Genomic DNA, 14,405 nt, shown 5'->3' with positions numbered 1-14,405 from the left:
CTTAATATTCTTTTTCATTATAGCCAAAGTCAGCCAAATCTAGCTTTTTATCGCGCCAGTTTTTCTTGACCTTGACCCATGTTTCTAGGAAGACCTTGTCTCCTAGCATGAGTTCAATATCACGACGGGCCATACTACCGATTTTCTTAAGCATAGCACCACCTTTACCGATGATAATCCCTTTTTGGCTATCGCGCTCGACCATGATGGTTGCACGGATGTGAACCTTGTCTGTCTCTTCGTCTCGTTTCATAGAATCCACAACTACTGCGACAGAATGCGGGATCTCTTCACGAGTTAGGTGCAAGACTTTCTCGCGAACCATCTCTGAAACCAAGAAACGTTCTGGATGGTCTGTGATTTGATCAGATGGGAAATATTGGAAACCTTCGTCCAGATTTTCACTCAAAATATCCACTAGACGAGAGACGTTATTCCCTTGAAGAGCTGAGATAGGAACGATTTCCTTAAATTCCATTTGGTTACGGAAATCATCAATCTGAGACAAAAGCTGGTCTGGGTGAACCTTATCGATCTTGTTCACCACCAAAATGACAGGAACCTTGGCAGCCTTGAGACGCTCGATAATCATATCGTCCCCCTTACCACGCGCTTCATCAGCAGGTACCATGAAAAGAACTGTATCCACTTCACGAAGGGTACTGTAGGCAGACTCAACCATAAAATCTCCGAGAGCTGTCTTAGGCTTGTGAATCCCTGGTGTATCAATAAAGACAATTTGTTCTTTATCAGTGGTGTAAATTCCCATGATTTTATTGCGCGTTGTCTGCGCCTTGTCACTCATGATGGCAATCTTTTGCCCCATAACGTGATTTAAAAAAGTTGACTTCCCAACATTGGGACGTCCTAAAATGGCTACAAAGCCTGATTTAAATGTCATAATTTCCTCTTACTGTTTAAAATATTAGATCCCAAATCCGTGGGAGAAAAATCAATGCGCCTGTTAAGGCCGCGAAAAGAGAGACTACTAATACCGCGCCAGCTGCCATATCCTTTGCATTTTTAGCCAGCATGGAAAAGTGATAGTGACTGGCCAAATCCACTACATTTTCAATAGCAGAGTTAATAATTTCAAAGGCTACTACCAAGAAAATGCTCAATAGTAGAAAGAGCCATTCGATTCGTGATACCTGAAAAACAAAACCTGCAAGAATGACTACAAGAGCCGTCACCGCATGTTTTCGCATATTGCGTTCTTCCTTTATGGCAGTAAAAATTCCTGTAAGAGCAAATTCTAAACTGGATATCAGGTCACGATTTTTCCATTTTCGTTTATTGTCTTGTGAGTCCATAGGCTGTCAAAATTTCTTCTTGTAAACCGAACATCTCCGCTTCTTCTTCCGGAGTGTAGTGATCATAGCCGTTAATATGTAAAAAACCGTGTACTGCCAAGAAGCCCATCTCACGCTCAAAGCTATGGCCATATTCCTCGGCCTGCTCATGTGCCTTATCGATAGAGATGAACAATTCCCCAATATAGGCATCAAACTCAGACATCATCTCTGCCAAGTCCGGATTTTCAAGCAAATCTTCCTCGTCAAAGGCAATTTCCAACTCTGGTTTATATTCAAGGCTGATAACATCTGTCGGACGGTCTGTGTCACGGTACTCCAGATTAAGTTCATGACTACGTTCATTGGTCACAAAAGTGACTGCCATCTCCTTGTCTTCTTTTCCTAATTTTTGGGCTGCAAATTCCAAAATTTCTTGGGTTTGTTGCAACATTTCTTTTGAAACTTGACAAGTTTCATCTACCATTTCAATATACATGTGCTTCTCGTTTCTCTTTACTTGGCTTTATTATACCACATTTCCATGATTTTATTCTACCTTTTTGATATAATACTATGGAATACAATCACAAGGAGAGAACGATGTCATTTGACGGATTTTTTTTACACCACATGGTTGAGGAATTGCGAAGAGAGTTAGTGAACGGTCGCATTCAGAAAATCAATCAGCCTTTTGAACAAGAGTTGGTCTTGCAAATCCGTAGCAATCGCCAAAGCCATCGCCTGCTCCTCTCTGCCCATCCTGTTTTTGGACGCATTCAGCTGACCCAGACGACTTTTGAAAATCCAGCCCAACCCTCTACCTTTATCATGGTTTTGAGAAAGTATTTGCAGGGTGCCTTGATTGAGTCAATTGAGCAAGTGGAAAATGACCGCATTGTGGAAATCACGGTTTCCAATAAAAACGAGATTGGAGATCATATTCAGGCTACCTTGGTTATCGAAATCATGGGGAAACACAGTAATATTCTACTGGTTGATAAAAGTAGCCACAAAATCCTCGAAGTTATCAAACATGTTGGCTTTTCACAAAATAGCTACCGTACCTTACTTCCTGGATCGACCTATATCGCTCCGCCAAGTACGGAAGCTCTCAATCCTTTTACTATCAAGGACGAGAAACTCTTTGAAATCCTGCAAACACAGGAAACGACAGCTAAAAATCTTCAAAGCGTCTTTCAAGGTCTGGGACGCGATACGGCAAATGAATTGGAAAGCATACTGGTTAGTGAAAAACTTTCCACTTTCCGAAACTTTTTCAATCAAGAAACTAAACCATGCTTAACTGAGACTTCCTTCAGTCCAGTTCCTTTTGCAAATCAGGTGGGAGAGCCTTTTGCAAGTCTTTCTGATTTGTTAGACACCTACTATAAGGATAAGGCTGAGCGCGACCGCGTCAAACAGCAAGCCAGTGAACTCATTCGCCGTGTTGAAAATGAACTTCAAAAAAATCGACATAAGCTAAAAAAACAGGAAAAAGAGTTACTGGCGACAGACAACGCTGAAGAATTTCGTCAAAAAGGAGAATTGCTGACAACCTTCCTCCACCAAGTGCCTAACGACCAAGACCAGGTTATCATGGACAACTACTATACTAATCAACCTATCACGATTGCGCTTGATAAGGCCTTGACTCCCAATCAAAATGCTCAACGCTATTTTAAACGTTACCAGAAACTAAAAGAAGCTGTCAAATACTTGACTGATTTGATTGAAGAAACCAAGGCAACCATTCTCTATCTGGAAAGTGTGGAGACCGTCCTCAACCAAGCTGGACTAGAAGAAATCGCTGAAATCCGTGAAGAATTGATTCAAACTGGTTTTATCCGCAGAAGACAGCGAGAAAAAATCCAGAAACGCAAAAAACCAGAACAATATCTAGCAAGCGATGGCAAAACCATCATCTATGTCGGCCGAAACAACCTACAAAACGAGGAGCTAACCTTTAAAATGGCCCGCAAGGAAGAACTTTGGTTCCATGCTAAGGACATTCCTGGAAGCCATGTTGTCATCTCAGGAAATCTTGACCCATCTGATGAAGTCAAGACAGACGCAGCAGAGTTAGCTGCCTACTTCTCTCAAGGGCGCCTGTCGAATCTCGTGCAGGTAGATATGATTGAAGTCAAAAAACTCAATAAACCAACTGGTGGAAAACCCGGCTTTGTCACTTACACAGGACAAAAGACCCTCCGTGTCACACCAGACCCCGAAAAAATCGCATCCATGAAAAAATCCTGATTTTACTTGAAATCAGGATTTTTAACATACTATTCACTCAAATCATATCCAATTATAGGACTAATCTTTGCCACCAAGTTTCTCATTGATTTTCATCATCACACTAGCAATTTTTTCACCCCAATAAGGGTCTGAGGCATATTCCACATTCATACCAGACGCCTTATTTCCAAGGAAAGTTCTGCCCCTATCGATATAATTTTCCTTAATCCACTTTGTTGCACCTAAAATTCCCTTATCCACATCATCAAATGTCTTAGCAGAAAGGTAAGGTGTCGTATCATAGGCTGTAATTCCAAAGAAATTATTCTTATCTTTGGCAATCTTGCTACGTCCCCAGTCGCTTTCTAAGGCACTATGAGCAAGGAGATAGAGGGCATTGATATGGTAATGTTCTTCGGCTTCCTTAAAGGTAGCTCCCTTATTTTCCAAGAGGCTATTATTAATATTTAGCAAACTAAATACCTTATCCAAGTCTTCAGCACTATAGTTTGTAGCCTCTGTCAAATCTTTAAAAAGGAAGGGATTTTCAAGGTTAAAACCTTCAAAATGCAGTCCATCTGCCGAATAATATTTCTTGCCTACTTCCATATCAGAAAGATGAGCAGCTACTGGGATACTAGCATTCTGAGCCACATAGTGATAAAAACGATGTCCATCACTCTCATAATAAGGGATAAAGTCCTTACTAGTATCTAGTGCTTGTAAATCTTCTGTTTTCATATATCCTGACAAACCAGAAATAGTAATAGCCAAGCGCTTGTCATCACTTTTTCTATCCTTGTCTAGCCATACGACACTACCTTGCGATATATAGGAGAGCTTTTCACCATCTGCATTATAGATATTTGCAGTAACTGGAAGGACCTGATAATAATCAGAGCTAGTCTTGGACTCCTTATGCCACTTTCCATCGTTTCCTAACTGATGACCATCAATAGTCTCATTTTTTGCCATGTAGCCACCGGATTTGAAGTAGTACCAGGCTTGACTTTTAGAATCGTATATCCATTCTTTCTCAGCCATTTTGCCATCAGACTTGAGATAAAACCATGACTCCTTATCCAAAATCCATTCATTGGCTGCCATATAGCCACCGGATTTTAGATAATAATAGTGACCATTTTCGAAAATCCATTCTTTATCAGCATGATTTCCAGTTTCTTTAATGTAAAACCAAGATTGGTATTGTTTGTCAAAAAGCCAACCTTGCTGTACTTTAGCGCCACTAGCGCTCACATAAGCCTGTTCAATCCACTGACTTGTCAGTAAATAACCACCGGATTTGAAATAATAGTCCTTGCCCTTAATTTGGAGCCATTCTTTCTCTGCGTGTTGTCCATCTGCTTTGATATAAAACCAAGCATCATATTGAGAATCATATACCCAGTCTTCTATTACCTTAGCACCTGTAGCACCGACATAGGAAGTTCCTAGCCAAGCATTTCTTTTCATCTTTCCATCTTGGTCAAGATAATAAAAGACTCCCTTGTCTTCTATCCATTCTAATTTGGCCATATAGCCACCAGATTTGAGGTAAAAATAGTCGTCACCTTGCTTCAACCATTCATTTTCAGCATAGTTAGCATCTGCTTTAATATAAAACCAAGACTGATAATGAGCATCAAAAACCCACTCATTAGCCGCTTGGTTGCCATCTGCTTTCAGGTATTGTTTTCCTTGCCAAGTACCATCACTTGCCATTACACCCTCTGGTCTGGCTAAGAAAAATAGCAGGGCTAAAAAAATAAATCTCAATTTCTTCATTAATTTACTTCCTCTGTTCTTACTCATTTCATTATATCAAAATTCTCTATAATCAACATTACAAACTAATAAAAAATCAAGAACAGATAGATTGCAGTTTACCTCAGAGACTCTTTTACTTCCTTGCGGAGATTTTCTAGACTGCTGATGCCGTATTTGTCCATGACTCTTGGTAGATGTTCGATGATATCAGGACAGGCATATGGATTAGTAAAGTTGGCTGTTCCAACTCCAATAGCAGATGCTCCCGCCAGATACATTTCTAGGGCAGTTTCTGCCGAATCCACTCCCCCCATTCCAATGATAGGCAGGTCTGTTGTTTGCGCTACTTGGCGGATGAGTTTGAGGGCTACTGGAAAAACTGCTGGACCAGACATTCCACCTGTTCCATTGGCCAAGATTGGTTTTCTGGTTTTGAGGTCAAAGCGCATTCCAACCAGAGTATTAATCATGGTTAATCCGCTTGCTCCTGCATCTTCTGCAGCTTTTGCGACAGTGACGATATCCGTCACACTAGGGGTTAGTTTGACATAAACTGGTACATCAGAGGCTTCCACAGCTGCTTTCACCACATCATAAGCTAAATCTGGGTCTTGACCAATCAAAAGTCCGTGATTACAGTGGTCAACATTGGGGCAAGAAATATTGAGCTCAATAGCCTTTACATTGGCTGCCTTGGAAATACCATGAGAAACAGCTGCATACTCTTGTTTTGAAAAACCAGCTACATTGGCAATAATAGGAAGATTTGGATATTCTCTTTCCAGCCAAGGTAACTTTTCAGCCAAAACAACTTCCAAACCAGGATTTTGTAAGCCAATTGCATTGAGCATGCCAGCAGGTGTTTCTGCCACCCTTGGAGTTGGATTGCCAAAGCGTGGTTCAAGAGTTGTCGCCTTGATCATAATAGAACCTAAAAGGTCTAAATCATAGTACTTGGCATACTCTTGTCCAAAACCAAAACAGCCTGATGCTGGAATAATCGGATTTTTCAAATCCAAGCCAGGTAGAGAAACTTGTAAACGATTTGTAGTCATAATTTTCTCCTTATAATACAACTGTTCCTGTGCGGAAAACCGGGCCATCTTCACAGACGCGTTGACTAACCGTCTCACTTTCTGGCACTTTTAAGACGCAGGCATAGCAAGCTCCCATCCCACAAGCCATACGAGATTCCAGAGATAGATAGGCTCTTGGATGGTCATAAAAAGTTTGATTGATATACTTCATCATTCCAGGCGCCCCACATGAGTAAACAGCATCAAACTGACTGTCTAAATCCTTGATAACAACGGAAACATTTCCCTTGATACCATAAGAACCATCATCTGTCGTTACAAAGACTTGACCATATTGAGCTAATTCCGTCTCTAAAATAACAGCATCCTTAGTCGCAAAACCGAGAACTATCACTACTTTCACACCACGCGCATGCAATTCCTTGGCCACCTCAAGCAAGGGAGGAACACCAATCCCCCCACCAACAAGGAGAACCTGGCTCTGCTCATCTAGGTCAGACAAGTCAAAACCATTTCCCTGAGGCCCCATCACATCAAGAGTATCTCCCTGACTTAAGGTTGAGAAAATAGCTGTCCCAGCTCCCTCAATCCGATAAATGAGGTGACACTGCTTGTTAACCTTATCAATAGACGAAATTGAAATAGGGCGACGCAAGAGATGGGCATCATCAGGCACACGCAGATGAAGAAATTGGCCTACTCGCATAGCTTCAACCATTTCCCCTTCTAGGACTAATTCAAAGATTGCTGGCGCGATTTCCTCCTGTGCAACCACCTTCATGGTTTCCAAACGAATGGCACCCAAACGTTTCTTACATGTGGGATTCATGACTTTTCCTCCTTAAATTTTAAGGGGATCAGATAAAGAAAAGACCTTGCTAGTGCAAGGCCTCAGTTAAAATCGTACAAGACAAGAGAGCACACTCAAAAAGTCTCCTCTAGAAAATTGTACTATTCTTTTATCTGACACCTTGTGAGTCTCTCTGGACTCCCCTTAAAGGTTAAATTTTTATTAGTATACTCTTTCAGCTAAAAAAAGTCAAGTAGAAAACGAACATTCTACTTGACCTCACGAGATTATTTTTCACGAATGACTTCGACCTTGTAGCCATCAGGGTCTTTTACAAAGTAATAGTTAGGTGCAGTTCCTGGTAGACCATTTGGCTCAGTCACTTCATATCCTTTTGCACTATGCTCTTGATGAAGCGCCTCAAGATCAGGTGTACTGAGGGCGATATGGGCAAATCCATCTCCAACCACATAAGGACCATGATCGTAGTTATAAGTCAACTCCAACTCATAGTCATCACCCTCAAGACCTAGATAGACAATCGTGAAGGCATGGTCTGGAAAATCTCTGCGACGCAATTCTTTAAAACCAAAAGCATCTTGATAAAATGCGATTGATTTTTCAAGATTTTCTACTCGCAAGCAAGTGTGTAGCATTTTTGAAGCCATATTTTTCTCCTTTATTTTCAAAAAGACTGGGACAATCCTGTTCCAGTCTTATCTGTTATTATTTACCAAGTTTTGCTTTCGCTGCATCTGCAAGAGCTGTGAAAGCTGCTGCATCGTTAACAGCCAAGTCAGCAAGCATTTTACGGTTAACTTCGATCTCAGCCAATTTCAAACCATGCATCAATTGTGAGTATGAAAGTCCGTTCATACGAGCTGCCGCATTGATACGAGTGATCCACAATTTGCGGAAGTCACGTTTTTTCTGACGACGGTCACGGTATGCATAGTAGTAAGAGTTCATTACTTGTTCTTTTGCAGTACGGAACAAGATGTGTTTAGCTCCATAGTAACCTTTTGCTAATTTAAGAATACGTTTACGACGTTTGCGTGATACAACGCCACCTTTAACACGTGCCATGTTTTATTTCCTCCAAATATTTCCTAGAATTGTTTACTTACTGTTAGGCTATTATTTCAAGCGAGTAAGCATTGCTTTGATACGTTTGTAATCTCCTGAATGCACCATAGATGCTTTACGAAGATGACGACGTTGTTTCTTAGTTTTTCCGTGGAAACGGTGAGAAGTGTAAGCACGGAAACGTTTAAGTCCACCAGAACCTGTACGTTTGAAACGTTTAGCTGATGCGCGGTGTGTTTTTTGTTTTGGCATGATTTTTTCTCCTTTATTTAACTTTCTGACAATTATTTTTTGTCAGTCGCTGGCGCCAATTGCATGAACATTTGACGTCCATCCATTTTAGCACGTTGTTCGATGATGGCAATATCTTGAGTTGCTTCAGCAAACTCGGCTAAAACTTTTGCACCAATCTCTTTATGGGTAATCATACGACCCTTAAAGCGAATAGATACCTTAACTTTATTTCCTTTTTCAAGGAATTTGCGTGCATTGCGAAGTTTTGTATCAAAGTCACCCTTGTCAATAGTTGGACTTAGACGAACTTCTTTCACAGTAACAACACTTTGTTTTTTACGTTGTTCTTTTTGCTTCTTCTGGTACTCAAATTTGAACTTACCGTAGTCCATAATTTTTGCAACAGGCGGTTTGGCTTGGGGTTGAATCAATACTAGGTCAACATTAGCGTTATCAGCCAAAGCTTGCGCTTCACTGAGTGGCTTGATGCCTAGCTGTTCTCCTTCAAGACCAATCAAGCGAACTTCACGTACACGAATCTCATCATTGATGAATAAGTCTTGCTTTGCTATGGTTTTCACCTCTTTTGTTTTATTAGAGAAAAACAATAGCGGACTCGTAAATATACAAGCCCGCACGTTATGATAGCGTTTCTTAGAAACTTTTCATCCGTAGGGCCAGGCAACTTGATGTCACAAGGCGAGAAGCTCTCACTTCTGCTTTTCTCAACTTTTATATGATACCAAGTTTTCTAGCCCTTGTCAAGATAAAAAGTTATTTTTTTGAAAAGTTTTTATTTGTATTTTGGCTTGATTTCCTAATCAAAAAGAGAGAATCAAGTTGATTCCCTCTCTATGTTAGTTTTTACTTATTTTCCCTATAGGAAAGCTAGGATCTATTAAAAAATTCTTTTTTCTGTGAACTTCCCCATCTTTCAATAAATAGAATCCCCACTAGCAAAAAGATAATCAGGCAAGGAAGTAAGACTAGCCCCATACCCCAATTCAGATTGACATTATCAATTTGCTTAGGTAATCTTCCAGACAAAATCTCCACTGAACGCAAGTAAGTAAAGGGAATCAGATGTGCAATCTTTTGAAGAGGCTGAATTGTTTGGATGCCAAACAATAAGCCAACAATCCCAATGAGTGAAAGAAAGAGGACAGGCATTTTTTGCTTGAAAAAGTAAGCAATCAAGTAGACGACTTCCACAATGACGATAAAGGCTAAGAAAGCTAAGAACAAGCCAGGAAATAACACATCTTGTATCTTTCCAATAGTTACCTCTTGATTCACTAAGCTATAAATCGGGTAGGGATAATCTAACTGTCCAAAACCACTTATCATACTTCCCACTAGAAAAGAAAATCCGCTGATTCCGATAAACAGCACAGTTACATAACCCACTCCAACTCCAAGAGAAGACATTGCAAATGCCACTTTTGAAAAAGGATATAACTGAGCTGTATCCAGATGATTTTGATATCTTTCTGCAAATAGTTGCGTTAGCATAAAAATAATAGCAACCACAAACAAGCTTGGGATGATAGCCTCTAAAATCCAGACAATCTGATCAATCCCGTAGGTCGGATAAACTAAATTGTGCGCTTTTATGTTCAAGGGATATAGGGCTTGGTAAGTCTTTCGTTCGCGGTCAACCGCCATTTTTAAGTCAGAACTAGCAGTCGGTTCCTTTGATAAAATTTCATAACTCTTCTCTACATCTTGCCACTGCAAATAGTAGGCTTCTTTCCATCGCCCTTCTTTTAATAAAGTCAGAATTTCTGTCTTTTGAGTCAAATGATTTTTTTGCAATTCTAAATTATTTTTAGCAATTTGGTATTCCTCCGAGCTGGTGTCAGATATTTGGGAGAGTTTCTCTTCATATTCATTGATGACTCTCTCATCTTTTACAAGACTAGTTTCCAACTCTCTCTCCAAACTGACGGAGTTTGCAGTCTGACTATTAAAATAAAAGGTAACACCGAGTCCAGATACAAATAAAGCTAAGATAATCCAGTTTAAGCGACTTTTGAAAACTTTTTTTAATAAAAATAGACTAACATCTTTCATAAACTAAACCTCTTCTATTTGCCCCTGATGAATGGTTACTACTCTATCGCAGACATCAAGCAACTCTTCCTTATAGTGGGAACTTAAAAGAACCAGCTGTTCTTGTCTATCGATTTGTGCTAGCCTATCAAAAAACTTCTGTCGATAATACTCGTCTAAGCCATTTGTAATCTCATCCATAAGCCAGCATTTCGCCTGACTGAGTAAATACATGGCAATCACCAATCGTTGCTTCATGCCTAAGGAATACTTGCGAATGGGAAGGCTGATATAGTCAGACATTTCCCAGTAATCAATTTCATCCCCCAAGTTTAGATCTGACTTCCAGATGTTTTTGATAAGACGAAGGTAGTCCATCCCACTTAAGTTTCCATCCAGCCATTCAACGCTTTCATAATAAAATAAAGAAGGAGGGGCTACGATATTTCCATTACTTATAGGAATTAAATTGCTAATGGCGCGGAACAGGGTCGTCTTTCCAGAGCCATTGATAGCAAGAATACCATAAATCCTACCCTTTTCAAATGTAAAATCAACATCTTGTAAGATGACTTGTCGCGTTTTTAAGGTCACATGAGTAAGATGCAACATACCTAGCCCTCCTTTTTATCACTCTTTAAGGATTAATAGCCTCCGCTGGAGTAGTTTATTACCTCATAACGATTGTAATTCCAACCAGAACCAATTTTATATTAAAATAGCTATAATAACGAGACCATGATGGAACGTTAATATAGCTATGTCTGTGGTAATTCATACTAGACCTATATAAGGTATTCCAATCATACCTATAAGTTTTAAGAACGCTCACAGCAGATACACTGGACTGAAAAAGACCAATAATCATAAACTAACTAATTAAACGGTTTTTGCTAATTTTTAATGGTTTTATATCATCAATATTGAATACGCTTTCATTATATCGTTTTTATCATTATTATGCAACAGATTTTTAGTTTATTTTACTAATATATAATATTTGTCCTTCCTATCGAACACTTTCGATTTTCCAACTATTCAACCCCTTAAAGCGTATAGCTCCTTGCTGGTCAGTTCGGTAAACTTTACTATTGATACCTTCCAGTCGGGTCAGGGTTTCCTGATGGGGGAGTTTCGTTCGATTGTTCTTTCCAACTGAGATGAGAGTCATCTCTGGTTTGAGCTGTTCTAGAAAGGCTGAACTTGATGATTTTTTAGAGCCATGTTGACTAGATTTCAAAACATCCACTTCTAGGTCAGGATATTGCTTCAACAAGTCCCTCTCTCCTTTCTCCTCCAAATTTCCAGTGAAGAGAAAGTGCTTATCCAAAAGTTTCCCATACAGAACTAGGGTATCATCGTGTCCTCTATCTCCCATTTTCCTTGAAGATAGGACTTCTAACTGACTTCCAAAAATGGGCAAGTTCTCTCCTACTGTCACACTACGCACCTTGGTTTGAGTCGCCTGTAAATCTGCCACAAATTCCTTCTGTTTCAGACTGCCTTTTGATACTAAGATCTCCCCTACATGGAATGCCTTGGTCACTTCCAACAAATCTCCAACATGTTCCTTGTCCGTATTTGTCAAAATCAGCTGGTCAATCTTATCTACTCCTCGACTTTTGAGATAGGGAATCAAGGTTCGCTGGGCATTGCTGGTCGTCGCCTTTTCTTGCCATTTTTCGATTTTCTTATCAGACTCTGCCTTGCCACCAACATCTAGGAGAATGGTTTTCCCAGTTACATCCCGTAGGAAAATACTTTCTCCTTGCCCCACATCCAGCATGGTAATTTCATTTTCCAGTGGATGCTTGGTCAGGAAAAAGAGACCTGTAATCAATAAGCTCAACACTGCTAGCCTTTTAATGTTTTTCCTTAAATCATAGACCAAAGCCAAGGAAATTAACAATAAGATTAAAAGCCATGCATTGGGTTGTCCAAAGACTAGAGGTCTACTTGCCACCTGCGACACCAAGCGAATAATGCTTTCCAACCATTCAAAGATAAAATTCAGCTGAATGACTGGATAGAGAAAGGAAAGGGCAAATAAGATAGACAAGAGCGGTAAGAAGACCAAGTCAAATAGAAAGGAAAAGACAAAGGTCAAAAGGATAGACCAAGGTTGAAATTCCGCAAAATAGAAGGACAGAATGGGTAATATTCCCAAGGAAATGACCAGACTTTCTCTGGCAATAGCCTTGATCCCCTCCTCTTCTTTGCTGGTCATGGTCAAGATAAAAGCATAAGCGCAGGACAAGACTCCTCCTGCTGTCAAGAAAAAGTTTGGCATGATAATAAAGAGGACAAGAACCGTCAAGGCAAAATTATCTAAGCCCTTAACACCATGTTGAGCCAGTAACTTTTGCAAGAGACTGCGAACAACAGATGCTGAAAATCCTGTCAGACCAGCATAGAGAATGGAAAAGGGATAAGTCAGCCACTTCAACTTTTCTTGGGTCAAGCCCAATCGTAAGAGAAGTTTCTTAAATCCATCCATGAAAAAACCTACCTGCATGCCTGATAAGGCAAAGAGGTGGATAATTCCTAGACTGGAATAAAGCTCATTCATCTCCTCAAAGTCGGTGTCTAGATGTCCTAATAGAAGCCCCGTCATGTAATTGCGCATAGGGTCTGGAAAATGTGTCTTTATCCAAACCACAGCCTTTCGGCGTAAACTGGACAGGTTTTCACCTATATCCCAACTGCCAACCTTTTGAAGTGACTGGATTTTTTTGATATTGAGAGTCTGGTAAATCCCCTGAGTTTTCAGATAGGCTTGGTAATTAAAGCCACCAAAATTCCTCTGCCCCTCTGGCTCCGAAAGTTTTCCTTCTAGTCCTATCTCATGAAGATCTGTTAAAGCTTGAAAGGATTCTTTCTCCTCCTCGGATTGGAGTTTATAATAGACTTGAAAAATTTGTCCGTCAGCCTTGCCACGAAAGGATAAACTATCTCCATTAACTTTGATAGTATCTGGTAAAATCTTCACCTTGTCTACATAAGCGACTAAGTTTTGACTAGCTTGTGTCTGTTGCCAATTTTGAAACAGAAACCAGAAACCAAAGATTCCACAAATCACTAGAACTCTACCTGCTGATTTCCAAGGAAATTGAATAAAGAGACAGACTAGCAGAAAAACAAAGCCCAACAAAGCAAGATAAGATGCTGAGAAAATAGAATAGTAAAGCCAAAGCAACAGAAAACTCAGGTAAATTAGGGGAATAGGGAAATTCTTAATCCACTGTAACATAATCTTTTAGCTTTTCTATGGTCTTGGCACCAATTCCAGAGACCTTCTTAAGTTCATCAACCGACTTGAATTTCCCATTTGACTCACGATGATCGATAATGTCCTGAGCTCGTTTTCCTCCCAGTCCCTTTACCTGCTTGAGTTCTTCCAGACTGGCCTTGTTGAGATTGACCTTCTTGTCCTTGCTTGTTGAAGAAGGCGCTCCAGAACCTGCCTGTTGACTAGCTACTTCTTCTCCCTTAGATGGAACGTAAACCAGAGCCTCATCACTAACTTTCTGAGCTAGATTGAGCGACTTGCTGTCTGCTTGTTCTGTCAAGCCACCAGCCTTCTGAACAGCATCATTGACTCGACTACCTACCGGCAAATCATAAATCCCTGGCGATTTAACAGCACCTTTCACATCTACGGTGATTAGATCTTGTTCAACCGGTTCTTCCTTTTCTTCCTTCTTCACATCCTTTTCGGTCGATGAATCCTTGGAAACAGCTGCAACTTCTGCCTGCAAATTCGTTTCCTTGACAGCTGTTTGTGGAGCTGGCTTTAGCAGGAAAAATCCGCCGACAAGTAAGCCCAGACCAGTACAGATGACAATGATTTTATACTCTTTGATTTTCTCGATAATTGCTTCCATATATTCTCCTCTCTTAGATTAT

Annotated in this window: 15 protein-coding genes, 1 pseudogene and 1 other annotated feature; of the genes and pseudogenes, 1 reads left to right on the top strand and 15 read right to left on the bottom strand. The window is 40.2% G+C overall.

The genetic code is table 11. From position 1 onward, the window contains the following. Nucleotide 1: 1 nt before the first annotated feature. The 3 genes from era to ybeY are packed head-to-tail and all read right to left on the bottom strand — an operon-like array spanning nucleotide 2 to nucleotide 1,791. A complete protein-coding gene (gene era, locus M1G05_RS02245; protein ID WP_023947229.1) occupies nucleotides 2–901 on the bottom strand; it encodes a GTPase Era in 900 nt (299 codons plus the stop codon). Nucleotides 902–917: 16 nt separating this feature from the next. Further along, a complete protein-coding gene (locus M1G05_RS02240; protein ID WP_000378165.1) occupies nucleotides 918–1,313 on the bottom strand; it encodes a diacylglycerol kinase family protein in 396 nt (131 codons plus the stop codon). Then, the gene (ybeY, locus tag M1G05_RS02235; RefSeq protein ID WP_247952986.1) at nucleotides 1,294–1,791 is read right to left on the bottom strand and encodes an rRNA maturation RNase YbeY; all 498 of its coding nucleotides are present in this window, start codon (nucleotides 1,789–1,791) and stop codon (nucleotides 1,294–1,296) included. Before ybeY ends, M1G05_RS02240 begins: the two co-directional genes overlap by 20 nt. A gap of 104 nt (nucleotides 1,792–1,895) precedes the next feature. Here ybeY and pavA point away from each other — a divergent pair, with 104 nt between their 5' ends. Next, on the top strand, nucleotides 1,896–3,551 hold the full coding sequence (gene pavA / locus M1G05_RS02230; RefSeq protein ID WP_247952985.1) for an Rqc2 family fibronectin-binding protein PavA: 1,656 nt from the start codon (nucleotides 1,896–1,898) through the stop codon (nucleotides 3,549–3,551). A 60-nt stretch (nucleotides 3,552–3,611) separates the two neighbouring features. Here the strand turns inward: pavA and M1G05_RS02225 are convergent, their stop codons facing one another. From M1G05_RS02225 to M1G05_RS02170, 12 genes and pseudogenes are all read right to left on the bottom strand, one after another. After that, on the bottom strand, nucleotides 3,612–5,318 hold the full coding sequence (locus M1G05_RS02225) for a glucosaminidase domain-containing protein (protein WP_345773040.1): 1,707 nt from the start codon (nucleotides 5,316–5,318) through the stop codon (nucleotides 3,612–3,614). A 98-nt stretch (nucleotides 5,319–5,416) separates the two neighbouring features. Next, nucleotides 5,417–6,403, bottom strand: a complete 987-nt coding sequence (locus M1G05_RS02220) for a dihydroorotate dehydrogenase (protein WP_247952983.1) — start codon at nucleotides 6,401–6,403, stop codon at nucleotides 5,417–5,419. Beyond that, a complete protein-coding gene (locus tag M1G05_RS02215) occupies nucleotides 6,366–7,166 on the bottom strand; it encodes a dihydroorotate dehydrogenase electron transfer subunit (protein WP_247952982.1) in 801 nt (266 codons plus the stop codon). The genes M1G05_RS02220 and M1G05_RS02215 overlap by 38 nt, the downstream gene beginning before the upstream one ends. 248 nt (nucleotides 7,167–7,414) lie before the next feature. Next, a complete protein-coding gene (gene gloA / locus M1G05_RS02210; protein ID WP_000157153.1) occupies nucleotides 7,415–7,795 on the bottom strand; it encodes a lactoylglutathione lyase in 381 nt (126 codons plus the stop codon). Nucleotides 7,796–7,853: 58 nt separating this feature from the next. After that, complete coding sequence (gene rplT, locus M1G05_RS02205; protein WP_000124834.1) at nucleotides 7,854–8,213, bottom strand: 50S ribosomal protein L20; 360 nt, start codon at nucleotides 8,211–8,213, stop codon at nucleotides 7,854–7,856. 51 nt (nucleotides 8,214–8,264) lie between these two features. Beyond that, nucleotides 8,265–8,465: a 50S ribosomal protein L35 gene (gene rpmI / locus M1G05_RS02200; RefSeq protein WP_001125943.1), complete on the bottom strand. Its 201-nt coding sequence runs from the start codon at nucleotides 8,463–8,465 to the stop codon at nucleotides 8,265–8,267. Between the two features lie 32 nt (nucleotides 8,466–8,497). Beyond that, a complete protein-coding gene (infC, locus tag M1G05_RS02195; protein ID WP_000848180.1) occupies nucleotides 8,498–9,028 on the bottom strand; it encodes a translation initiation factor IF-3 in 531 nt (176 codons plus the stop codon). A 15-nt stretch (nucleotides 9,029–9,043) separates the two neighbouring features. Beyond that, nucleotides 9,044–9,175: a sequence feature (ribosomal protein L20 leader region), on the bottom strand. Nucleotides 9,176–9,335: 160 nt separating this feature from the next. Then, a complete protein-coding gene (locus M1G05_RS02190; protein WP_247952981.1) occupies nucleotides 9,336–10,520 on the bottom strand; it encodes an ABC transporter permease in 1,185 nt (394 codons plus the stop codon). Between the two features lie 3 nt (nucleotides 10,521–10,523). Next, on the bottom strand, nucleotides 10,524–11,111 hold the full coding sequence (locus M1G05_RS02185; protein ID WP_203213287.1) for an ATP-binding cassette domain-containing protein: 588 nt from the start codon (nucleotides 11,109–11,111) through the stop codon (nucleotides 10,524–10,526). A gap of 32 nt (nucleotides 11,112–11,143) precedes the next feature. Beyond that, nucleotides 11,144–11,367: pseudogene (locus M1G05_RS02180) on the bottom strand (hypothetical protein). Nucleotides 11,368–11,508: 141 nt separating this feature from the next. Then, nucleotides 11,509–13,749 (bottom strand): DNA internalization-related competence protein ComEC/Rec2, encoded by a 2,241-nt coding sequence (locus M1G05_RS02175; protein ID WP_247952980.1) that lies wholly within the window; start codon nucleotides 13,747–13,749, stop codon nucleotides 11,509–11,511. Further along, complete coding sequence (locus M1G05_RS02170; protein WP_247952979.1) at nucleotides 13,733–14,383, bottom strand: helix-hairpin-helix domain-containing protein; 651 nt, start codon at nucleotides 14,381–14,383, stop codon at nucleotides 13,733–13,735. Before M1G05_RS02170 ends, M1G05_RS02175 begins: the two co-directional genes overlap by 17 nt. Nucleotides 14,384–14,405 lie beyond the last annotated feature (22 nt).

Origin of the sequence: Streptococcus mitis, assembly GCF_023109515.1 — a bacterium.
GTDB classification, from domain to species: domain Bacteria; phylum Bacillota; class Bacilli; order Lactobacillales; family Streptococcaceae; genus Streptococcus; species Streptococcus mitis_CS.
Note: the sequence above shows the minus strand (reverse complement) of the source record. Positions and strands in the feature narration are given on the sequence as shown.

What these genes read in the sequence shown, in the direction of transcription:
- era (WP_023947229.1), bottom strand. Translation starts at nt 901, where the DNA reads ATGACATTTAAATCAGGCTTTGTAGCCATTTTAGGACGTCCCAATGTT.
- M1G05_RS02240 (WP_000378165.1), bottom strand. Translation starts at nt 1,313, where the DNA reads ATGGACTCACAAGACAATAAACGAAAATGGAAAAATCGTGACCTGATA.
- ybeY (WP_247952986.1), bottom strand. Translation starts at nt 1,791, where the DNA reads ATGTATATTGAAATGGTAGATGAAACTTGTCAAGTTTCAAAAGAAATG.
- pavA (WP_247952985.1), top strand. Translation starts at nt 1,896, where the DNA reads ATGTCATTTGACGGATTTTTTTTACACCACATGGTTGAGGAATTGCGA.
- M1G05_RS02225 (WP_345773040.1), bottom strand. Translation starts at nt 5,318, where the DNA reads ATGAAGAAATTGAGATTTATTTTTTTAGCCCTGCTATTTTTCTTAGCC.
- M1G05_RS02220 (WP_247952983.1), bottom strand. Translation starts at nt 6,403, where the DNA reads ATGGCCCGGTTTTCCGCACAGGAACAGTTGTATTATAAGGAGAAAATT.
- M1G05_RS02215 (WP_247952982.1), bottom strand. Translation starts at nt 7,166, where the DNA reads ATGAATCCCACATGTAAGAAACGTTTGGGTGCCATTCGTTTGGAAACC.
- gloA (WP_000157153.1), bottom strand. Translation starts at nt 7,795, where the DNA reads ATGGCTTCAAAAATGCTACACACTTGCTTGCGAGTAGAAAATCTTGAA.
- rplT (WP_000124834.1), bottom strand. Translation starts at nt 8,213, where the DNA reads ATGGCACGTGTTAAAGGTGGCGTTGTATCACGCAAACGTCGTAAACGT.
- rpmI (WP_001125943.1), bottom strand. Translation starts at nt 8,465, where the DNA reads ATGCCAAAACAAAAAACACACCGCGCATCAGCTAAACGTTTCAAACGT.
- M1G05_RS02190 (WP_247952981.1), bottom strand. Translation starts at nt 10,520, where the DNA reads ATGAAAGATGTTAGTCTATTTTTATTAAAAAAAGTTTTCAAAAGTCGC.
- M1G05_RS02185 (WP_203213287.1), bottom strand. Translation starts at nt 11,111, where the DNA reads ATGTTGCATCTTACTCATGTGACCTTAAAAACGCGACAAGTCATCTTA.
- M1G05_RS02175 (WP_247952980.1), bottom strand. Translation starts at nt 13,749, where the DNA reads ATGTTACAGTGGATTAAGAATTTCCCTATTCCCCTAATTTACCTGAGT.
- M1G05_RS02170 (WP_247952979.1), bottom strand. Translation starts at nt 14,383, where the DNA reads ATGGAAGCAATTATCGAGAAAATCAAAGAGTATAAAATCATTGTCATC.